At 73.3% G+C, this 21,176-nt stretch carries 20 protein-coding genes; 10 read left to right on the top strand and 10 right to left on the bottom strand.

The annotated features are described in order from the left end of the window. The 5 genes from alc to AB0E96_RS03655 all read right to left on the bottom strand — a co-directional run. A partial coding sequence (gene alc / locus AB0E96_RS03675) for an allantoicase (RefSeq protein ID WP_359817971.1) occupies positions 1–875 on the bottom strand: 875 nt, incomplete at its 3' end. Beyond that, the gene (allB, locus tag AB0E96_RS03670) at positions 872–2,290 is read right to left on the bottom strand and encodes an allantoinase AllB (RefSeq protein WP_359817969.1); all 1,419 of its coding nucleotides are present in this window, start codon (positions 2,288–2,290) and stop codon (positions 872–874) included. The genes alc and allB, both read right to left, overlap by 4 nt. A gap of 114 nt (positions 2,291–2,404) precedes the next feature. Further along, positions 2,405–3,547, bottom strand: coding sequence for a glycerate kinase (locus AB0E96_RS03665; protein ID WP_359817967.1), 1,143 nt, complete (start codon positions 3,545–3,547; stop codon positions 2,405–2,407). A gap of 468 nt (positions 3,548–4,015) precedes the next feature. Next, positions 4,016–4,903 (bottom strand): 2-hydroxy-3-oxopropionate reductase, encoded by an 888-nt coding sequence (locus tag AB0E96_RS03660; RefSeq protein WP_359817965.1) that lies wholly within the window; start codon positions 4,901–4,903, stop codon positions 4,016–4,018. Between the two features lie 120 nt (positions 4,904–5,023). Then, on the bottom strand, positions 5,024–5,869 hold the full coding sequence (locus AB0E96_RS03655; RefSeq protein ID WP_359817963.1) for a TIM barrel protein: 846 nt from the start codon (positions 5,867–5,869) through the stop codon (positions 5,024–5,026). A 217-nt stretch (positions 5,870–6,086) separates the two neighbouring features. Here AB0E96_RS03655 and AB0E96_RS03650 point away from each other — a divergent pair, with 217 nt between their 5' ends. From AB0E96_RS03650 to AB0E96_RS03620, 7 genes are all read left to right on the top strand, one after another. After that, positions 6,087–6,341, top strand: a complete 255-nt coding sequence (locus tag AB0E96_RS03650; RefSeq protein ID WP_359817961.1) for a thiamine-binding protein — start codon at positions 6,087–6,089, stop codon at positions 6,339–6,341. Continuing rightward, the gene (locus tag AB0E96_RS03645) at positions 6,338–6,718 is read left to right on the top strand and encodes a helix-turn-helix domain-containing protein (RefSeq protein WP_359817959.1); all 381 of its coding nucleotides are present in this window, start codon (positions 6,338–6,340) and stop codon (positions 6,716–6,718) included. The genes AB0E96_RS03650 and AB0E96_RS03645 overlap by 4 nt, the downstream gene beginning before the upstream one ends. A 246-nt stretch (positions 6,719–6,964) precedes the next feature. Continuing rightward, a complete protein-coding gene (uraD, locus tag AB0E96_RS03640) occupies positions 6,965–7,480 on the top strand; it encodes a 2-oxo-4-hydroxy-4-carboxy-5-ureidoimidazoline decarboxylase (protein ID WP_359817957.1) in 516 nt (171 codons plus the stop codon). Between the two features lie 117 nt (positions 7,481–7,597). Further along, entirely contained in the window at positions 7,598–7,933 is a 336-nt protein-coding gene (gene uraH / locus AB0E96_RS03635; protein WP_359817955.1) for a hydroxyisourate hydrolase, read from the top strand. A 32-nt stretch (positions 7,934–7,965) separates the two neighbouring features. Beyond that, positions 7,966–8,886: a factor-independent urate hydroxylase gene (gene pucL / locus AB0E96_RS03630; RefSeq protein WP_359817953.1), complete on the top strand. Its 921-nt coding sequence runs from the start codon at positions 7,966–7,968 to the stop codon at positions 8,884–8,886. Positions 8,887–9,177: 291 nt separating this feature from the next. Then, a complete protein-coding gene (locus AB0E96_RS03625) occupies positions 9,178–10,695 on the top strand; it encodes a nucleobase:cation symporter-2 family protein (protein WP_359817951.1) in 1,518 nt (505 codons plus the stop codon). A 66-nt stretch (positions 10,696–10,761) separates the two neighbouring features. After that, a complete protein-coding gene (locus AB0E96_RS03620; RefSeq protein WP_359817949.1) occupies positions 10,762–12,147 on the top strand; it encodes an 8-oxoguanine deaminase in 1,386 nt (461 codons plus the stop codon). A gap of 426 nt (positions 12,148–12,573) precedes the next feature. Here AB0E96_RS03620 and AB0E96_RS03615 read toward each other — a convergent pair whose 3' ends face one another. Further along, positions 12,574–12,960: a gamma-glutamylcyclotransferase gene (locus AB0E96_RS03615; protein WP_359817947.1), complete on the bottom strand. Its 387-nt coding sequence runs from the start codon at positions 12,958–12,960 to the stop codon at positions 12,574–12,576. Between the two features lie 172 nt (positions 12,961–13,132). Then, positions 13,133–14,785, bottom strand: coding sequence for a malate synthase A (gene aceB / locus AB0E96_RS03610; RefSeq protein WP_359817945.1), 1,653 nt, complete (start codon positions 14,783–14,785; stop codon positions 13,133–13,135). A 215-nt stretch (positions 14,786–15,000) separates the two neighbouring features. On the opposite strand from aceB, the gene AB0E96_RS03605 reads away from it, so the two are divergent. Beyond that, on the top strand, positions 15,001–15,798 hold the full coding sequence (locus AB0E96_RS03605) for an IclR family transcriptional regulator (RefSeq protein ID WP_359817943.1): 798 nt from the start codon (positions 15,001–15,003) through the stop codon (positions 15,796–15,798). 174 nt (positions 15,799–15,972) lie between these two features. Continuing rightward, a complete protein-coding gene (locus AB0E96_RS03600) occupies positions 15,973–16,803 on the top strand; it encodes a hypothetical protein (protein WP_359817941.1) in 831 nt (276 codons plus the stop codon). 146 nt (positions 16,804–16,949) lie between these two features. Here AB0E96_RS03600 and AB0E96_RS03595 read toward each other — a convergent pair whose 3' ends face one another. Continuing rightward, positions 16,950–18,284 carry a lipase gene (locus AB0E96_RS03595; RefSeq protein WP_359817939.1) on the bottom strand — a complete coding sequence of 445 codons (1,335 nt, stop codon included), beginning with the start codon at positions 18,282–18,284 and terminating at the stop codon, positions 16,950–16,952. A 210-nt stretch (positions 18,285–18,494) separates the two neighbouring features. Between AB0E96_RS03595 and AB0E96_RS03590 the strand changes: the two genes are divergently transcribed. Further along, positions 18,495–18,824: a MoaF N-terminal domain-containing protein gene (locus AB0E96_RS03590; protein ID WP_359817938.1), complete on the top strand. Its 330-nt coding sequence runs from the start codon at positions 18,495–18,497 to the stop codon at positions 18,822–18,824. 227 nt (positions 18,825–19,051) lie between these two features. On the opposite strand, the gene AB0E96_RS03585 is transcribed toward AB0E96_RS03590, so the two are convergent. Both AB0E96_RS03585 and AB0E96_RS03580 read right to left on the bottom strand, forming a co-directional pair. Beyond that, positions 19,052–20,194 (bottom strand): alpha/beta hydrolase-fold protein, encoded by a 1,143-nt coding sequence (locus AB0E96_RS03585; RefSeq protein ID WP_359817936.1) that lies wholly within the window; start codon positions 20,192–20,194, stop codon positions 19,052–19,054. 310 nt (positions 20,195–20,504) lie between these two features. After that, entirely contained in the window at positions 20,505–21,125 is a 621-nt protein-coding gene (locus AB0E96_RS03580) for a TetR family transcriptional regulator (protein ID WP_359817934.1), read from the bottom strand. Between the last annotated feature and the right edge of the window lie 51 nt (positions 21,126–21,176).

Genomic DNA, 21,176 nt, shown 5'->3' with positions numbered 1-21,176 from the left:
GAGGACAGCCCCCGCAGCCGGTCGAGCTTCCCGGCGGTGAGCGTGTAGCCGGTGGTGTCGAGACCGACCTTGAGGCCGGCGGCGACGGCACGGTCCACTTCGGCGGCCAGGACCTCACCGCCCCCGGCCAGGGCGATCTGCACCCAGTCGTTGGCCTTGTCGCGCCGACGCCGGGTCTCCCAGCCGTCGCCCATGACGGAGGCTCGGCCGGGAGCGTTCAGGTTGTGCGGGGAGGAGAAGTAGCGGTCGGACGCCGCCTCGGCCACGCCGCCGTACTCCTGGGCGGCCAGGTCGAAGGTGAGGCCGTCCAGTTCGCGCGGGTCGGGCAGCACCTCGCCGTGCACCCGCAGCCGGGCGACGCCGCCGTCCGGGAAGATGTTCAGCCGCACGTGGGTGTACCGGGTGCCGTCGGTGACGGCGAACTCGTGGGCGGTGTCGCCCCTGAGCGCGGTGCGCGGCACGATCGTGGTCCACTCGGCGTCCTGGAGCTCCTCGGGCGAGGGGTGGCCCGGGACGGAGGCGGCCTCGACGGAGGCGGACTCCGGGTAGTTGCCGGTGAAGTGCGCGGTGTCCACGATCACGCCGCGGACCACCCCGGCGGCGCCGAGCCGGACGATCGTCCGGTCGTGGTCCTCGTCGGTGGGGTGCGGGTGGTCCGCGCAGACCCCGCGGCGGCGCCTGGACTCCCAGCCGTCCATGATCTGGCCCTTGTGGCCGAAGGTGTGCGGGCGGAACTCGGCCGGCGCGGCGACCAGCAGGTTCTCGGCGTCCGCGAAGGTGTCCTCGTCGGTGGCGACGACGCCCGCGCCGAGCAGCCGTGAGGCCAGGTTGACCAGCTCGGTGAAGGGAGCACTCTGGGTGTCGACAGTGGTCACTGACTCTCCTTTGGGCGCGTGCGGATGTGGGCGCGTGCGGACGGAACGGTGGTGGGGCGGGCGTGCGGCCGGACGAGCTGCCGGCCGAACGGGCGGGCCGCGGGGTCCACCTCGCGGCCGCGCAGCCAGGTGGCGCGCACCGCACCGGTGAGGGTGCGTCCCGCGTACGGCGTCACCGGGTTGCGGTGGTGCAGCCCGCTCGCCCGGACGGCGAACCCGCCGTCGGGGTCGAAGGCGACCAGGTCCGCGTCGTGGCCGGCCGCGATGGCGCCCTTGGTGCCGGTCAGGCCGACCAGTTCGGCCGGGCCGGCGGACATCCAGCGCACCACGTCGGCCAGGCCGTGGCCGCGCCGGCGGGCCTCGGTCCAGACGGCCGGCAGGCCCAGCTGGAGCGAGGCGATCCCGCCCCAGGCGGCCGCGAAGTCGCCGCTGCCGCCGTACTCGGGCAGCAGCTTGAGGTCGGGCGTGGACGGCGAGTGGTCGGAGACGACGGCGATGAACTCGCCGTTCGCCAGGGCCTCCCAGAGCGCGTCCCGGTTGGCCTCGTCGCGGATCGGCGGGCAGCACTTGAAGGCGGTGTCGCCGTCCGGCACCCGCTCGGCCGCGAGGGTCAGGTAGTGCGGACAGGTCTCGGCGGTCACCCGCACGCCGTCCTCCCTCGCCTGCCGCAGCAACGGCAGCACGGCCGCCGAGGAGACGTGCAGGACGTGCACCCGGGCCCCGGTGCGCCGGGCCGCGTCGAGCAGGTGGGCGACGGCCTCGGTCTCCGCGTCGGCGGGCCGGGAGGCCAGGAAGTCCCGGTAGTGGACGCCGGGTTGCTGCGGGGCGGCGGCGAGCACGGCCGGGTCCTCGGCGTGGATGATCGCCAGCGCCCCGATCCGGGCCTGCTCGGCCAGCGCCGCCTCCAGGTCGACGGCCTCGACGTGCGGGAACTCGTCCACGCCGGAGGGAGCGAGGAAGCTCTTGAAGCCGAACACGCCCTCCCGGTGCAGGAGTTCGAGCTCGGCCACATTGCCTGGGACGGCCCCGCCCCAGAAGCCGAGGTCGATCCAGGCCTGCCCCTCGGCGACCTTCCGCTTGGCCGCCAGCCCGGCCACCGTGGTGGTGGGCGGGATGGAGTTGAGCGGCATGTCGACGACCGTGGTGACACCGCCGGCCGCGGCGGCCCGGGTGGCGGTGGCGAAGCCCTCCCACTCGGTGCGGCCGGGCTCGTTGACGTGCACGTGGGTGTCGACCAGGCCGGGCAGCAGGGCGGTGTCACCGAGGTCGACGAGCTCGCCCTCGCGGGCCGCCAGCGAACCGTGCGGGGCCGTCCGGGTGATCCTGCCGTCCTGGATCAGCACGTCCGCGGGGCGCTCGCCGTCGGGCAGGACCGCCCGCCGGGAGCGGATCACCGTGGGCTGGCCGAAAGGCATGGCGAACCTCCGAAACCTGGGAGTCGGGAGTGCGGGAACACGGGTGGAGGCGAAGGATTGCCGGGAGCCTAGGCCCGCCTTCAACAAAACGTCAATGGATGGACGGGCGAGGAATCAGCCCGGCAGCAACCGGCCGGCCAGCCGCTCCCCCGCGCGTTCGGCGAGCTCGGCGGCCCTGGTCATGCTCTCCCCTGGCCGTTCGGCCAGGTCGGTCAGGGCGATCGCGGCGGTGAAACCGGCCGCCCGCCACTCGGGCTCGGAGAGCTCCAGCCGGCCCGCCACGGCGGCCACCCGAACCCCCGCCCGGGCCGCCGCCGCGGCGACTCCGGCGGGGGCCTTGCCATGGAGCGTCTGCGCGTCCAGGCAGCCCTCGCCGGTCACGACGAGACGCGCCCCACGCACGGCCCCGTCGAAGCCCAGCAGGTCGAGCAGCAGCTCGATGCCGGGCCGCATGGTGGCGCCGAGCAGGGCCAGGGCGGCGAAGCCCACCCCGCCCGCGGCGCCCGCGCCGGGCGCCTCCCGGACGTCCCGGCCGGTCGCCCCGGCGACCAGGTCGGCGAACCGGGTCAGCCCCGCCTCCAGGACCGCCAGGTCCGCGCCGCCGGCACCCTTCTGCGGACCGTAGACGGCCGCGGCGCCGCGCGGCCCGAGCAGCGGGTTGTCCACGTCGCAGGCCACCACGACCTCGACCCCGCCCAGGGCGCCGGCCAGCGGGCCGAGGTCGATCTCCGCGAGCCGGCGCAACGCGGCACCGCCCGGCGGGAGTTCGACGCCGTCGGCGTCCAGCAGCCGCACCCCGAGCGCCTGCAGCATGCCGGCGCCGCCGTCCGTGCTCGCACTGCCGCCGAGGCCCAGGACGATCCGCTCGACGCCGAGCGAGACCGCCCTGGCGATCAGCTGGCCCACCCCGTAGGACCCGGCCGAGAGCGGCGCGGTCCGACCGCCGGGCAGCCGGGCGAGGCCGCAGGCCTGTGCCAGCTCGACCACCGCGGTGTCGCCCCGGACGGCCAGCGCGGCGTCCACCGGCAGTCCGGTCGGGCCGGCCACCTTCGCCGGGACCCTGCCGAAGCCGGCCGCGAGCGCGGCGGCCAGCGTGCCCTCGCCGCCGTCGGCGACGGGCAGTTCGCGCACCTCGGTGCCGGGCGCGGCGCGCCGGATGCCGGCGGCGATCCGGGCCGCCGCCTCGGCGCCCTCCAGACTGCCCTTGAACTTGTCGGGGGCGACGACCACATGGCCCTGGTGGGGGGTGGGGGGCATGGCGCGCTCCTCGCTTCCGTACGGGTCTGGCGGTGGTTCCGCGGCGTGCTGTCCAGCATGGGCCCGGGGCGGCCGGGGGTGCGAGCCCCTCGCCCGGAGGGGCCGGGGCCGGGGCAGCTGCGGGCCGGGTCCGTCGCCGGTGGCCCGGGGCAGCTGCGGGCCGGGTCCGTCGCCGGTCATCAGGAGGGGTGCGCCCCCTCCCCGCCGGTCCCCCTCGTCCCGCTTCCGACGCACGAGGGGCTCCCCGCGGCGGGGAGGGGGCCGGGCGACGCGCACCGGGCACGACCGGAGTGCCCCCAGGGGGTACGTACGCGTCACCGGCCCGGGTCGACCGGCGGGCGGGCGGATGAGCCCCGGCCAGCCCACCGGTCGGATCCGCCCTCCTGGCGGCGCGGGCACGACCGGAATGGGTACACGCCGCCAGGAGGAGTTCGGGCCGGGGCTCCGCAGGCGGAGCCCCGGGCGGTGTTACGCGGCCTCGCGCCCGGAGAGCCGCTCGACGCCGCGCAGGAGCGCCGAGTGGTCGAGCGAACCGTCGCCGTTGGCCCGGGCGGAGGCGACCAGCTGGGCCACCACGGCACCGACCGGCAGAGCGGCGCCCACGGCACGGGCCGCGTCGGTGACGATGCCCATGTCCTTGTGGTGCAGGTCGATCCGGAAGCCGGGGGCGAACTCCCGGTTCAGCATGTTCGCCCGCTTGCGGTTGAGCACGGTGGAGCCGGCCAGACCGCCGCCGAGCACGTCCAGCGCGGCCGCGAGGTCGACGCCGGCGTTCTCCAGGAACACCACGGCCTCGGCGAGCACCTGGATGTTGGCCGCGACGATCAGCTGGTTGGCGGCCTTGACGGTCTGGCCCGCACCGGACGGGCCGACGTGGACGACCGTGGTGCCCAGTGCGTCGAACAGCGGCTCGGCCTCGGCGAAGTCCTCGGCGGCGCCGCCGACCATGATCGACAGGACGGCCTCGACGGCACCGGCCTCACCTCCGGAGACCGGGGCGTCCAGGGTGCGGACGCCCTTCTCCCCGGCGGCGGCCTCGACCCTGATCGAGGTCTGCGGGGTGATCGAGGACATGTCGATCAGCAGGGTGCCGGGCCGGGCGTTCTCCAGCACGCCGCCCTCCCCCAGGACCACCTGCTCGACCTGCGGGTCGGCCGGGACCATCGTGATGACCACCTCGGCGTCCCGCACCGCCTCCGCGATGCTGCCGGCGCCGTGGCCGCCGGCCGCCACCAGGGCGTCGATCGGCGGCCGGGTGAGGTTGAAGCCGGTGACGTGGTGGCCGGCCTTGACCAGGTTGGCGGCCATCGGGCTGCCCATGATGCCGAGGCCGATGAAGGCGATCTTGCGGCTCATCGCGTCGAGGTTCCTTACGTGTGCGCGGGTGGGTGGTCGGGGCGGGCCGGCGGCGGTGCCTGACGGCGCCGCTCGGCGGCGGTCGTCGGCGGCGCTACTCGGCAGCGGTCGTCGGCGGCGCTACTTGGCGGCGCGCAGCTCGCGCGGCAACCACCCGAAGCTGTCGGTGCTGACCCCGCCGGAGGGGCGGTACTCGAGGCCGATCGAGCCGGTGTAGCCCACCGCCGAGAGCCGGGCGAACAGGTCCTCGAAGTCCAGCTCGCCGGTGCCGGGCTCGTTGCGGCCCGGGGTGTCGGCGATCTGCACGTGGCCGATGCGGTCGGCGTGGGTGTCGATGACCGCCGCCAGGTCCTCGCCGTTCCTGGCCAGGTGGTAGAGGTCGCAGAGGAACCTGGCGTTTCCCAGGCCGGTGGCGGCGTTGACCCGGTCGACCACCTCGACCGCGGCGGCGGCCGAGACCAGCGGGTAGTCCGGGGACTCGGCCCGGTTCAGGGCTTCGATCAGCAGGACGGCGCCGATCCCGTGCGCGGCCCGCGCGGCGAGCGCCAGGTGCTCCAGCGCGAGGGCGTCCTGTTCGGCCGGGTCGACGCCCTCGACCCGGTTGCCGTACAGCGCGTTGAGCGCGGTGGCGCCGAGCGAGGCGGCGAGTTCCGTGGCGACCGGGAGGTTGGCGCGGAAGCGGTCCCGCTCGGACGGCACCGAGACGGTTCCGCGGGCCCCCTTGCTCAGGTCGTCGAGGAGGTTGAGTCCGGTGAGCCGCACGCCTGCGTCGGTGAACGCCTTGCGCAGCGCGTCCAGTTCGGCCTGCGCGGGGTCGTGTTCCGCACCGAAGGGCCACCAGAGTTCGGCCGCGGTGAAGCCGGCCGCGGCGGCCGCGGCGGGGCGCTCCAGGAGCGGCAGTTCACCGAACAGGATCGACAGGTTGACCGTGAAGCCGTGCTTGGCGGCCGCCGTCACGTCGCTCACCTCTCATCTCTCTTCCCCCGACCTTCCCCGCCACCGTGAATTCCACAATGCGGAAGGGAGATTCTGTGTGGTGGAAGCATCTCCGCCCGCCGGGCGGGTGTCAAGGGAGTCGCAACATTTTGTTGAAGAAGCCCCGAGGGTTCGCCACCCACGGGGTCGGAGCGTTCGATCACCCGGCCCCCACCCGCCCGCAACCCCCGCTCGCTACAGTGACCCCGTGCGATTGATGGTGGAGTTCACGACAGAACCGTTCGAACTGGACACGTTCCCGGAGCACGCCTCGGCGGCCCGCAAGGTCGTCGACGAGGCCGGCCTGTCCGTGTCCGTCGGCCCCTTCGGCACCGGCGCCGAGGGCGGGGCCGAGCAGGTGCTCGCCGCGGTGACCAAGCTGCTCAAGGAGACCCTGGACGCCGGGGCGACCCGGATCTCCGTCCAGGTCAGCGTGCTGGGCGAGGAGGACGGTACGCCGTGACCGAGAACGTGGAACACCCGCTCGCCGCGGCGGTGAAGCCGCTGCTGGCCGCGGTCGGCGCGACGCCCGTCCCCCTGGACGAGGCCAAGCCCGACGACGTGGTCCTGGAGTGGGAGGGCTCGCCGGCCCTGGCCGTGCGACTGCCGCACCTGAGCAGCGCGCTGGACCGGCTGCTCGCCGAGATGACCCGCCAGTTCGACGGCCGCCCGCTGGCCGAGCTCGACCGCCTGGAGAAGCAGCGGGTCGTCGCCCTGCTGGAGGAGCGCGGGGCGTTCACCGTCCGCCACGGCGTGGAGACCGTCGCCTCGGCCCTGGGCGTCAGCCGCTTCACCGTGTACAACTACCTGAACCGCCAGGACGGCGCGAAGTCGTCCTGACGCCCGGCTCGGCGCCCTCCGGGGCGCGCGCGGCCCCCGCTCCGGGGGCTTCCGAACGGGTGACCCCGCCGGCACGGCAGGACTGGATCGGCCTGCGGCGGGGCACACTTGGCGAATCGCACACGAAAGGGCCCGGTCTCGTGGCCCGGTTCAAAACGTAACCACCAACCGTTCAACAAAGTGTTGACGGCCGGGTGGGGCCGATCTAGCTTTTCCGGGTGGCACCACTCTTCAGGAGGTCCACTCGTGACCAACCACCCCCACCCTCACCCCCACGCCCTCGACGCCCTGACCGCGGCCGGCGCCGCGGAACTGGAAGAGGTCCTGCTGGAGGTCTGCTCCAGCCCCCGCTGGGCCGCCGCGGTCGCGGCGACCGGCCCCTGGTCCGACCGTGACGCCCTGCTCGCCGCCAACGCGGCGGCCACGGCCTCCCTGACGGCCGAGGACCTGCGCGACGCGATGGCCGGCCACGCCCGGATCGGCGAACCCACCGCGGGCGACACCGTCTCCGAGCGCGAACAGGCCGGAATCCAGGGCGTGGACCGGGCGCTCCTCGACGAACTGCGCGAGGCCAACGCCGCCTACGAGGCCAAGTTCGGCCATGTGTTCCTGATCTGCGCGACCGGCCGCACCGCGGCCGGCATGCTCGCCGCCCTGCGCGAGCGCCACCCCCACGACGCCGCCACGGAGGCGGAGATCGTCCGCGGAGAGCTGCGCAAGATCAACGACATCCGGCTCAACCGCCTGCTCGACACGAACTGACGCATCGTCGGAATGACTGCCGCAACCCTGCCGCACGTCGCGCAGGATTCCACCAGGCGCACCTCGCCGCGAATCTGACACATCATCACCACTGCCATCAGTAAGGTCACTTCACCCATGGCTGGCATCTCCACCCACGTGCTCGACACCAGCCTCGGCCGCCCGGCCGAGGGTGTCCCGGTCGAGCTCGCGCTGCACACCGAGGGTGGCTGGCAGGTGCTCGGCACCTCCGCCACGGACTCCGACGGCCGGGTCAAGGACCTGCCGGCCGTGGAGGCGGGCTCGGTCGTCCGGCTGCTCTTCGACACCGGCGCGTACCTCGCGCCCGGGTCCTCCGAGCCGCCGTTCTTCCCCGAGGTCTCGATCGTCTTCACGGTCGCGCCCGACCAGCACCACTACCACGTGCCGCTGCTGCTCACCCCGTTCGGCTACTCGGTCTACCGCGGAAGCTAGTGGACCGATCTCGAGAACCCAGGAGCCACGTCATGGCCCACGTACTCGGTCAGAACCAGTACGGCAAGGCGGAGAACCGCATCGTCCGGATCCACCGCGACTCCACCCGGCACGAGATCAAGGACCTGAACGTCTCGGTCTCGCTCCGCGGTGAGTTCGAGGACGTCCACCTCACCGGATCCAACGCCAACTGCCTCCCCACCGACACCACCAAGAACACCGTGTACGCCTTCGCCAAGGAGTACGGCATCGAGTCGGCCGAGGCGTTCGGCATCCTCCTGGCACGCCACTTCGTCGACGACACCGAGCGCGGCGTCGTGCACGGCGCCCGGATCCGGATCGAGGAGTACGCCTGGGACCGGATCCGCACCCCGGACAGCTCGGCCCGCTTCATCGGCTCCGAGGAGGTCGGCCACTCCTTCGTCCGCAGCGGCCGGGAGGTCCGCACCAGCGAGATCGTCTACGACGGGCAGTCCGTCCAGGTCGTCTCCGGCCTGAAGGACCTGGTCGTCATGAACTCCACCAACTCGGAGTTCTGGGGCTACATCAAGGACGACTACACCACCCTCCAGGAGGCGTACGACCGGATCCTCGCCACCCAGGTCACCGCCCGCTGGAAGTTCGGCTACGGCGGCGGGGCCGGCGAGGCCCAGCCCAACTGGAACCGCTCCTACACCCAGGTGAAGCGGCACCTGCTGGAGGCCTTCGCCGAGACCTACTCCTACTCGCTGCAGCAGACCCTGCACGCGATGGGCACCCGGGTCCTCGACAACCGCGCCGAGGTGGACGAGGTCCGCCTCGAACTGCCCAACAAGCACCACTTCCTGGTCGACCTGGAACCGTTCGGCCTCAAGAACGAGAACGAGGTCTACTTCGCCGCCGACCGGATGTACGGCCTGATCGAGGGCACCGTGCACCGCGAGGGCGTCGTCCCGGTCATCCCGGTCGCCTGACGCCCCCCCAGCAGGTGGACGCCGCCCGGCATCGCCGCTCCTTCCGGCCCGCGCGGGCCGGTCGCACCGGGCGGGGCCGCTCCACCGCCCCCACCCCCGCACCACCCGTACCAGCAGTTTCTCCCCCACCCACCGGAGTTCGTGTCTGCCTCGCGGCGGCCGGCCCGGGGCGCACCGGAGAGGCCGGCCGAGGGACCCTTGCACCGCCGTCCCGCCCTCGGCCACATCGGCACCAGCCGCACTCCGGCGCCACGGGCGCGCCGGGAGCCACGGGCACAAGAGGGGCTCGACATGGCACCCAGCAACACCACCAGTACAGACGGCGGTTCCACCCCGGCAAGACCTCACGGCCCGGACGGCACGCCGGCACACCTCCCCGGTGCGCCGCCCGGGCACGGGACCCACCCCGTGGACGAGTTGCTGCCCCCGGTGAAGCTGTTCTCCACCGGGCTCCAGCACGTCACCGCGATGTACGCGGGAGTCGTGGCTCCCCCGCTCATCGTCGGCGCCGGCGTCGGGCTCTCCCCCGCCGAACTCGCCCTGCTCATCTCGGCCAGCCTGTTCACCGCCGGACTGGCCACCCTCCTCCAGACGCTCGGCGTCTGGAAGATCGGCGCGCGACTGCCGTTCGTGAACGGCGTCTCCTTCGCGGGGGTCGCACCCATGATCGCCATCGCGAAGGAGCACGGACCGAAGACCGCCCTACCGGTGATCTTCGGAGCGGTGATCGTCGCGGGGCTCCTGTGCTTCCTCGCGGCGCCGTACTTCTGCAAGCTCATCCGGTTCTTCCCCCCGGTCGTCCAGGGCACCGTGATCACCCTCATCGGGGTGTCCCTGCTTCCGGTGGCGGTCAACTGGGCGCGCGGCGGCTCGCCGGGCGCCCCCGGGTACGGCTCCATGCGGGCCGTCGGCCTCGCCGCGGTCACCCTCACCGCGGTGGTGCTCTGCAACCGGCTGCTGCGCGGGTTCTGGCAGCAGCTGTCCCTGCTCATCGGGCTGGCGCTCGGCACCCTGGTCGCCTTCCCGCTGGGGCTGGCCGACTTCGGCGCGGTCGGGGACGCGAAGGTCTTCTCGCTCCCCTCTCCGTTCCACTTCGGCGCGCCCGTGTTCGACGCCGCCGCGATCGTCTCGATGTGCATCGTCATGGTGGTCTCGATGACCGAGTCCACCGCCGACATGCTCGCCCTCGGCCGGATCGTCGACCGCGAGGCGGACGAACCCACCCTCGCCGCCGGCCTGCGGGCCGACGGTCTGGCCACCGCGCTCAGCCCCGTCTTCAACGGCTTCGCCGCCAGTGCCTTCGCCCAGAACATCGGGCTGGTGGCGCTGACGAGGATCCGCAGCCGCTTCGTGGTCGCGGCCGGCGGCGGCATCCTCGTCCTGCTGGGGCTGTTCCCGGTGCTGGGCTCGCTCGTCTCCCTGGTTCCGCAGCCCGTCCTCGGCGGCGCCGGGATCGTGCTCTTCGGCACGGTCGCGGCCAGCGGCATCCGCACCCTCGCGGAGGCCGGCATGGAGTCCGGCTCGAACACCGTGCTGGTGTCGGTCTCACTCGGTGTCGGGATCGTCCCGATCGCCGTGCCGACGTTCTACGACTCCTTCCCGGAGGCCGCCCGGACCCTGCTGCACTCCGGGATCTCGGCCGGCTGCGTGATGGCCGTCCTGCTCAACCTGCTCTTCCACCACGTCGGGGCCGCCCGCCGGGCCGGATCCGGGTCCGGATCCGGGTCCGGGTCCGGCCCGGCCGCCGGCGGCGCGACGGGTCCGACCGTTCCGAAGGGCCCGACAGTTCCGAAGGCGACACCGTCCTGACCGGCTTACCGCGGGGCGCGCACCATTCGGTACGCGCCCTCCCGGCCCTCCCCTAGGAGTCACACCATGGCAGTCCAGCCCCCTCCCGCCGACCAGCGGATCGTGATCGAGAACGCCGCGATCGCCACCGTGGACGCGCACGACACCGAGTACGCCCGCGGCCACGTGGTCGTCCTCGGCAACACCGTCGAGACGGTGGGCGACGGCCCCGCCCCCGCGTGGCTGGACAACGTGGTGCGCCGGATCAACGGCGAGGGCCACCTGGTGACCCCCGGCCTGGTCAACACCCACCACCACTTCTACCAGTGGATCACCCGCGGGCTGGCCCAGGACGACATCCTCTTCGACTGGCTGGTCGCCCTCTACCCGACCTGGGCACGGATCGACGAGAAGCTCGTGCACGCCGCCACCCAGGGCTCCGCCGCCGCACTCCTCAAATCCGGCTGCACCACCGCCTCCGACCATCACTACGTCTTCCCGAAGGACGGCGGCGACGTCCTCGGCGCCTCCGTCGAGGCCGTCCGGGAACTCGGCCTGCGGTTCACCGCGCTGCGCGGCTCGATGGACCGCTCCCGGAAGGACGGCGGGCTGCCGCCGGACCACGCCGTCGAGGAACTCGACGACATCCTGGCCGCCTCCGAGGCCGCCGTGGACCGCTACCACGACTCCTCCTACGGCTCGATGCTGCACGTGGCCCTCGCACCCTGCTCGCCCTTCTCCGTCTCCACCGACCTGCTGCGCCGGACCGCCGAACTCGCCCGCCGCAAGGGCGTCCGGCTGCACACCCACGGCTCGGAGACCGCCGAGGAGGAGGAGTTCTGCAAGGAGCTGTTCGGCATGGGGCCCACCGACTACTTCGAGTCGGTCGGCTGGCTCGGCGAGGACGTCTGGATGGCGCACTGCGTGCACATGAACGACTCCGACATCGCCAAGTTCGCCGAGACCGGCACCGGCGTCGCCCACTGCCCGTCCTCCAACGCCCGGCTGGCGGCCGGCATCGCCCGGGTGCCCGACATGCTCCGGGCCGGCGTCCCGGTCGGGCTCGGGGTGGACGGCACCGCCTCCAACGAGTCCGGCGAGCTGGGGACGGAGCTGCGCAACGCGCTGCTGATCAACCGGCTGCACGGCTCCCCCGCCGCGCTGACCGGACGGCAGGCGCTGCGGCTGGGCACGATGGGCGGTGCCCGGGTGCTCGGCCGGCAGGACGAGATCGGCTCCATCGAGGCCGGCAAGCTCGCCGACCTGGCGCTGTGGAAGATCGACGGGATCATGCACTCGTCCATCGCCGACCCGGTCGCCGCGCTCACCTTCGGCGCGCTGCCGCCGCTGTCGGTGCTGTTCGTCAACGGCAACGCGGTGGTCGAGAAGGGGCAGCTGACCACCGTCAACGAGGACCGGATCGCGCGCGACTGCGCCCGCGCCGCGCGCGAGCTGGCGGCCCGTCCGGTCTGACGCCCGGACCGGGTCCGGGTCCGGGGGCGGGTCCGGTGTCGGGGACGGGTCCGGTGTCGGGTCCCGTTCGGCACCCGGGCCGGGGCCGTGGTTCACCCCCGTACTCCCGGGGCGCCCAGGGACGGTGCGCCTCCGGGCTCCGCGCGGCGCGGGGCGGCGGACAGGTGACAGCTGACAACTTTCATCATCTGTCATCTGACATCTGTTGTCCGTTGTCCGTTGTCCGACATCTGTTCGCCGCTCCCGGCACGCGGACCGCGGCCCCGGACCCACGGCGAGGGTCCGGGGCCGCGGCATGTCCAGGGCCGCGCGCGGGCGGGGAACAGCGGACGGATGACAGATGACAACTTTCGTCAGCTGTCATCCGTCCGCCGTCATCCGTCGGATGTCAGCGCTCAGCCGTCGGGCCGTCAGGCCGTCAGGCCGTCAGGCCGTCCGTCCCAACGTGGCCAGGTAGGTGCGCCAGCCACCGTGGTGGGTGATCTCGCGGTGCACTCCGCGCTCGACCTCGCCACGGGCCAGCAGCATCGACAGACAGGCCGACCCGTCCTCCAACTCGATCACACCCAGCTCCAGTTCGCGCGGCTCGCCGGGGAGGATGACGTCCCGCAGGCGCTCCAGGCTGATGTCGTACAGCTCGCCCTCGATCGCGGTGTCGACGGCCGGATCGCGCAGGAGCCCCGGGCACACGTCGTCGATGGAGAAGAAGCGGTAGCCGGACGCCGTCCGGGCCGGCCCGATCAACGCGTCCGAGACCTTCGCGTGGAAGGGGCCGCCGACCATCGCCTGACCGTTGAAGAAGATGCGTGCCATGGTTCAACTCCTGTGCCGGGAAGTACCGGGAGGTACGGGAAAGAGCCGGGAATGTGCCGGAGAACGGAAGAAGCCGTTCCGTACGACGGCGGGAGGACGGGTGAATCCGTCGCCGTACGGAACGGAGCAGGGTGGGACGGGCCGGGGCCGTCCGGGCCGGGACGGCCGGGGCTCAGCCCAGCAGGCGGAGCGCCGGGAGGGTCAGGAAGTCCACGAACTCCTCGGCCAGGGCGACCTGTTCGAAGAGCCCGGCCGCCTCGCGCCAGCGTCCGGCTCCGTAGGCCTCCTCGCCCAGCTCGGCGCGGAGTTCGGCCGACTCCCCGGCGACCAGGGCGCGGACCAGCTCCGCGGTGGCCTTCTCGCCGGTGTCGGACAGCACGACCCCGTTGTGGATCCACTGCCAGACCTGCGAGCGGGAGATCTCGGCGGTGGCGGCGTCCTCCATCATGTTGAAGATGCCGACGGCCCCGAGGCCTCGCAGCCAGGCCTCGATGTAGCGGATGCCGACCTGGACGGCGTTGTGCAGCCCCGCACGGGTGCAGGTGCCGCCGGCCCCGGCGATGTCGAGCAGTTGGGCGGCGGTCACCGGCTCGGCCGGGCCGGGGGCGTCCTTCTGGTGGGGCCGCTCGCCGAGCACCGTGTCGAAGGAGGCCCGGGCGACCGGCACCAGGTCGGGGTGGGCGACCCAGGAGCCGTCGAAGCCGTTCCCGGCTTCGCGGTCCTTGTCCGCCTTGACCTTCTCCAACGCGGCCGCGTTGACCTCGGGGTCGCGGCGGCTTGGGATGAACGCGGCCATGCCGCCGATCGCGTGGGCGCCGCGCTTGTGGCAGGTCCGCACCAGCAGCCGGGTGTAGGCGGCCATGAACGGCGAGGCCATGGTCACGCTGTTGCGGTCCGGCAGGACGTAGTGGGCGCCGGCGTCGCGGAAGTTCTTGACGATCGAGAACAGGTAGTCCCAGCGCCCGGCGTTGAGGCCGGCCGCGTGGTCGCGCAGCTCGTAGAGGATCTCGTCCATCTCGAAGGCCGCGGTGATGGTCTCGATCAGCACGGTCGCCCGGATCGTGCCGTACGGGATCCCGAGTTCGGCCTGGGCGTGGGTGAACACGTCGTTCCACAGCCGGGCTTCGAGGTGGCTCTCGGTCTTCGGCAGGTAGAAGTACGGGCCGGAGTTGGGGTCCTCGGCGCCCTTGGCCAGCAGCCGGGCGGCGTTGTGGAAGAAGTAGAGGCCGAAGTCGACGAACGCGCCGGCCACCGGGGTGCCGTCGACCAGCAGGTGGTTCTCGTCCAGGTGCCAGCCGCGCGGGCGGACCACCACGGTGGCGAGCTCGGCGGCGGGCTTGAGGGTGTAGGCCTTGCCGGCCGAGCTGGTGAAGTCGATCCGGCCCTCGAAGGCGTCGACCAGGTTGACCTGGCCGCCGATCACGTTCTCCCAGGTCGGGGAGGTGGCGTCCTCGAAGTCGGCGAGCCAGACCCGCGCCCCGGAGTTGAGCGCGTTGATGACCATCTTGCGGTCGGTCGGGCCGGTGATCTCGACCCGGCGGTCCTGGAGCGCGCGGGGCGCCTCGGCGACCTTCCAGTCCCCGGCCCGGACCTCGGCGGTCCCGGGGAGGAAGTCCAGCGTTCCGGCCGCGGCGATCTCGGCGCGGCGGGTCCTGCGCCTGGCCAGCAGCTCCTGCCGCCGTCCCTCGAAGGCGCGATGGAGGCCGGCGACGAAGGCGACCGCCTCCGGAGTGAGCACCTCCTCCGCCCGGTGGACGCGAGGACCGGCGACAGTGACGACCGGAGCGGCGGGCGAGGCGCCGACGGGCCCCTGATCTGCAGCCATGAGCAGGACACTCCTAAGACGGTTGAGCCTGACGGAGGGAACTCCGGCGGGACGTTCCCTGGGGAACCTCCGCGGGGGACTTCCCCGACCGGAACCCGCCGGGCGGCGAGTCCGATTCTGTAAGGTGGAGACTAGTTTCCGCGATACAGAATTTCAACGGTTTGTTGAAGAGGTCGCCGAGACTCCACACCTCCCCGACAGTGAAGGGACCACCGGTGGTTGCGACCCCCGACCCAGCATCGACGACAGGCGCCGAGCGCGCGGGCGGCGGCGTGCAGTCCGTCGAGCGCGCCTTCCAACTCCTGGAGGCACTGGCCGACTCCGGCGGCGTGGCCACCCTCAGCGAGCTCTCCACCAGCTCCGGCCTCCCGATGCCGACCATCCACCGGTTGGTTCGTACCCTCGTCCAGCAGGGCTATGTCCGCCAGGACACCGCGCGTCGCTACACCCTCGGCCCCCGGCTGATCCGGCTCGGCGAGACGGCCGGCCGGCTGCTCGGCAGCTGGGCCCGCCCATACCTGGCCGAACTCATGGAGGCCACCGGCGAGACCGCCAACCTGGCCGTGCTGGAGGGCGGCGAGGTGGTGTACGTCGGCCAGGTGCAGTCGCGCCGCTCGATGCGGATGTTCACCGAGGTCGGCCGCCGGGTGCAGCCGCACTGCACCGGAGTCGGCAAGGCACTGCTCGCCCAGCTGCCCGAGGACGAGGCGCGCGCCGTCCTCGGCCCCAACCCGCTGCCCGCGCACACCGAGTACACGGTCACCGACCCGCAGGAGCTGATGCGCCAGCTCGCCGAGGCGCGCGAGCGCGGTTATGTGGTCGACGACCAGGAGCAGGAGATCGGCGTCCGCTGCATCGCGCTCGCCGTTCCTGGCGCGCCGACGCCCACCGCGCTCTCCGTCTCCGGCCCCGAGGCCCGCATCCGGGCCCTGGAGGAACAGGCCGGGGCCGCCTCGCTCGTACCGGTGATGCACCAGATCGCGAGCCGGCTGGGGCAGGTCCTCGCCCCCTGACGGCCGGTCAACCCCCGTTGCCGGACGACCCGGTCGGCGCGGCCCGCGACGTCATCCGTTCGAGCGGACGACGGGCGGGTTGCCACCGGGCTCCGGCCGCGGCTCCGCCACCCTGGTCCCGACGCGGCCCGCGACGGCGCGGGCGGCCGGGACGCGAGGGCAGGGTGAGCGGGGATGCAGCAGGGGATGCGGCAGCACCGGGACGTGCGGGAGAACGCGCGGGGTGCCGATGCGCGGGGTGGCGGCGGCGTACGGCGCGACGCCGTACGCCGTGCCGGGAGGGGCCGGAGGTTCGGCGGAGCCGGGCTGGTCGCGGCCGTGGCGGCGGGATGCGCGGTGACGGTGCTGGCCACCGACCCGTCCTGGGCGCTGCGGCGGCCCGAGCCCCGGCCCGCGGTGGAGGTCGTCGAGCCGGGTATCGCCACCGCCACCACCCTGCCCGCACCGGGCACCCCGACCGCCTCCGCCCTGCCGGCACCGGCGACGCCCCAGGCCTCCACCCTGCCCGCGCCGGCCAAGCCCGGTTCGGGCACCGGGTCCGAGGCGTCGGAGGCCTCCACGCTGCCCGCGCCGGCGACCACGGGCGCGGCCGCCGCGCGGCCGTCCGACTCCGACCTGGAGGTGGTCCGACTCGACCCCGACCCGGCCGCGCCCGGCGGCACCACGACCATCCACGCCTTCGTCGGCAACGGGGGCCCGGACACCACCGCCTCCCCGTTCACGGTCGTGATCACCCTGCCCGACGGCGTCAGCCCGGAAGGACCGTACTTCCCGTCCAGCTGCCAGGTGACGGGCCACGGCCGCACCGTGCGCTGCGTGTTCGGCCCCGGGCTCCGGGACGGACGCAGCGCGACCGCCCTCGTCCCGGTCCGGCTCGACCCGGAGCTGCCGACGGGCAGGCTGAGCGGCGGCTCGGTCACGGTGCGCAGCGCGGACGACCGGAACGAGGCCAACAACCGGCAGCCGTTCGACATCACGGTGGTCCAGGCGGCTGCCGCTTCCTGAGTCCCCCGGCCCCCGCCCCGGCCCCCGCCGACCGGACGGTCGTGTCGGCGGGGGCCGTCCTGCCGGCGGCTCGGCCGCGGCCTGGTTCAGCTCTGCCCTGCTCGGCTCGGCTCGGCTCGGCCCAACGCAACTCAGCTCAGCTCAGCTCAGCTCAGCCAGGTGTTGACCTGGCTCGCCGCGTCCGGCGCCCAGGCGAGCTCCAGGTGGTTCAGGCCCGCGAGCAGCCGGGTGCCGCCGACCGTCGCGATGCCGGTGGTGTCCAGCGCGCTCGCGGTGAAGACCAGGCCGTCGCTCGGCCCGCGGCCCTCGTTGAGCACGCCCGGGATGTCCGCCGACCCGCCCGCCAGCAGGTAGGTGCGCACCGGGGCCGGAACACCCGCCTGCCGGAGCGGGGCGATCAGCGAGCCCGCGTCGATCGCCGCCTGGATGCCCTGCCCGGAGGTGTAGAAGCCCTGCCCGCCGTAGTAGGTCGTCCACCAGTCCTGTGCGGTGGTGTCCACCCCGTAGGTGCCGTCCCAGCGGGCGAGCAGCTGGCGCTGGCCCGGATAGCAGTCGTAGCCGCCGCTGGGCAGCACCCCGAGGCAGGGCTGCGCGGTGTACGTGCCGTAACAGGTCATGTAGAGGTGCGGGGACGGCGCGTTGGCGGTGCCGCCGCAGGCGGGCCACGTCGCCAGGTCGAAGTCCCAGCCGTGCGCGTACACGTAGTCGAGCCCGCCGTGCGGACCGCCCAGGGTGACCAGCCGGCGCACGTCGCCCGCGTACGCCCTCCCCCAGGAGGGCTTCACCGAGGACACGTACGCCCGGGCGGCGACCTCACCCTTGCTCCAGGCCACCACGTCGACCTGGGAGACGCCGAGCCGGGCCCGGATCAGCGCGAGGGCGTCGCCGACGGCCTGCGCCTGGAGCAGGTTGTCGCCGTGCTTGTGGGCGAAGCCGATCGCGAAGACCCGGCGGCCGGTGCCGGCCAGGTACTGGGCGAGCCCGGTGGACGGGCAGCTCGCGGCGCCGCAGGTGCCGCTCTCCCCCGGGTTCGCCCAGGCCCGGTCGGCGTTGTCGTTGGCTCCGTGGACCAGCAGGACGGGGGTGGCCTGGCTGCCCGTGTCCCAGCCCGCGGCGGAGTAGAGCAGGAACCGGGCGGAGGAGGGCCGGCCGGTGCCGAAGTACGTCCGGCGGGCACCGTCCTGGTCACCGCGGCCGTCGGAGGGGAACTGCTCGGCGCCGAATCCGGGGGTGGTGTCGAGATAGCGCTCGACCTTCGCCCAGCCGTTGCCGGGAGCGGGGAAGGTGGCTTCCAGGGTGACCGGGGCGGCGGCAGCGGCCCGGGCCGTGCCCGCCCGCGCGGTGGTGGGGGCACCGAGCAGGGCGGCGGCCAGGGTCAGGAGCACGGCGGCGAGGGCGGTGGGGACGCGCCGCGCCGGGACGGGGCGGACGGTCCGGCCGGGACGGGAGCGCCGGACGGGGCGTGTGGGGGTACGTCTCATGACGGGACGGTAGGACCGGCACGCGGCCCTGCCCATGTGCCGGTCGCACACCCGGTCCGCCGGCCGGTGGCGGACCGTACCGTGGCGAGTGCCTGACCGAGTGCACCCGGTCGGATAAATTGGAGGCCTGGCATCATCCGCAGCGCACAAGAGCGGCGAACCCGACCCGGTGCTCGCCACGACCTGACAGAGACGAGGACCCGCCCCACCATGACCGCGCCCCTGCCCGCCTTCGCCGGCCGCACCTACCTCTTCCGGGCCGACAACGGCGCGGCCTTCCGCAACACCTACTCGGCCGACGGCACGCGGCTGCGCTGGGAGGGCCTCGGCGAGTCCGCGGGCCAGTGGGAGGACGTGCGGCTGCACGTCGCCGAGGTCGCGCCGGGGATCTACTTCGTCAGCTGGACGGAGCAGAGCGGGATCACCGTCAGCCACGTGATGGACCTCGGCAAGCTGACGGTACGGGCCTTCTGGACCTTCGAGGGCGAGGGCGGCCGGGTCGGCGAGCTCCACACCGGCACGCTGGAGCAGGTGGCCTGAGCGGCGGGGCTCCCGAACGGCCGAACCCCCGGGCCTCGGCTCCGGGGGTTCGATCGGTTCGCGGGTCCGGCCCGGTCGGCAGTCGGTTCGCGCGTCCGGTCGGTTCGCGCGTCCGGCCTGTCCGCGCGTCCGGTCTGTCCGCGGTCGAGCCGGGTCGCGGGTCGAGCCGGGTCGCGGGTCGAGCCGGGGCCGGGTCGGCTTCGGGCCTCCGCGTCGACCGGTCGGGGTCACGCGGACTGGTTCGGCACCTTGAGGTGCTGGGACAGCCACTCCAGCGAGGAGGGCAGCAGGGCGCTCCAGGTCTCGAAGTTGTGGCCGCCGTTCTCCAGCATGCTGTACGAGACCTTCATCGGGCTCTGCACCGAATCGACGAAGGCCTCGGTCTCCGGGCGGTAGTTGCCGTCGCCCTTCTTGGTGCCGGCGAGCAGCACGGACACCTTCGGCTGCGGCAGGTTCTTCAGCCGCCACAGCAGGTTGGCCTCGTCGCGCCGCTGCTTGCTGCCGCCGAAGAGGTCGCCCGTGGTCGGGTCGTCGGCGGCGTCGTAGTAGGCGGAGAGGGCGACGGCGGTCGGAAAGACGTCCGGGTGGCGCATGGCCAGCTTGAGCGCGCAGTAGCCGCCGGTCGAGTTGCCCATGAACGCCCAGGCCTGCGGGTCCGAGGAGACCCGGTAGCTGGCCTGGATCGCCGAGGGCACGTCCCTGGTGAAGTAGGTGTCGGACTGCGGGCCGTTCGGGACGTCCTCGCACTCCGTGTCCTGCGGCAGCGCGGGCGAGGGACGCACCAGGACCATGACGGTCGGCTGCATCCTCCCCTCCTGCAGCAGCTTGAGCGCGGCGCCGGGGTAGTTGAAGCGGGTGATCAGGTTCTCGGCGATTCCTGGGAATCCGGTGCTGACGATCACGGCCGGGAACTGCTTCTGGGCGTACTCCGGCTGGAAGTACTGCGGGGGCAGGTAGACGTAGCCCTCGGTGGACAGCCGGCTGACCGCACCGTCGATCCGGACCTTGCGGATCTCGCCGGACTGGGCGGGCTCGCGGCCCATCGCGCCACCGCCCTTGACCGAGGCCTGGCCCATCGTCTCGACCATCAGCCGGCCCGAGGCGTCCGCCTTGTTGTGGATGACCACCGGTCCGGTGTCGCCGGTGCCCAGCAGGTCGTCCCAACTGCTGTAGAAGGCGAAGTAGTTGTTCGCGACCAGGCCGAGTGCGGCGAGCACCGCGAGCTGGGTGGCGAGTAGCGCGCCGATCCGGCCGAGCACCGACTGCCAGGTCCTCTTCGCGAGTCTGGGCCACAACCAGACCGTGCCGACCATCATCACGACCGCTATCAGTGCGGTCAGCGCCAGCACCTTGTGGCTCGTCAGACCCATGTCCTACTTGCTCCCACGCCTCGAACTCCAGACCCCTCCGCTGGGGACATCCGAGGAGGTCACCCCGGTTCCCCCGCCGGGGCGCGAGGACCAACCCTAACGCCGGCTGGGAGAAAGCCGACCGTGGCTGGGAGATCACGGGGAGCAGGGAGGGTGGGTGACAACGTTCAGATAACAGATTTCGAAAGTTGTCAGCTGACATCTGTCGGCTGACATCCGAAATCCGTCGGCCGTCGGCTGCGCGCTGTCGGCTGTCCGCTGTCCGCTGTCCGCTGTCCGCTGTCGATGGTCCGCCGGCGCGGGGGCGGGCTCAGCCCACCCGGCCCCAGAGCCCCAGCCCCGCCGTGAGCTCGCGCATGCAGCGCGCGCCGAGGTCCTGCGGGGAGCCCGGACCGGCGAGGGGGGCCTCGGAGGAGGCCCACTGCTCCAGCGCCACCCGGATCGCCGCCGTCGCCGCGGCGGCCGCCAGCCGGATCTCCAGCGGGTCCGTGCCCTCCGGGCAGCGTTCGACGAGCGCGGCCCGCAGCCGCTCCTCCGAGTCGGCGTGGACGCGCTGCCAGGTGGCGTTCAGCTTCGGGTCCCGCAGCAGGCCGCGGGCCCACCGCATCATCTCGGCCCGCGCCTCGTCGGCCGGGGTCAGCGACGCGACCGCCGCACGCTCCAGCGCCTCGCGCAGCGGAAGGCCGACGGGGCTCGCCACGAACAGCTCCACCCACTCCTGCCCACCCGCGGCGAGCAGCGGGGCGACGGCGTCCTCCTTGACGGAGAAGTACCGGTAGAAGGTGCGCAACGAGATACCCGCGGCGAGGGCGATCTCCTCCGCGGTGGTCGCTTCCGCTCCCCGCTCGGCGAAGAGCGCGGCGGCGGCGCGGGCGATCTCCAGCCGGGTGGCCTCACGGCGGCGCTGGGTCAGGGTCGGGCGTCCGGTCACGGGGTCAGCCTACGCGGACCGACGCCAGGATGGCATGAAAGGACGAATAGA

The sequence above is a fragment of the Kitasatospora sp. NPDC036755 genome, from assembly GCF_040636595.1.
Classification (GTDB): Bacteria; Actinomycetota; Actinomycetes; order Streptomycetales; family Streptomycetaceae; genus Kitasatospora.
The sequence above is the reverse complement of the archived record's forward strand: the minus strand, read 5'-3'. Positions and strand labels throughout refer to the sequence as shown.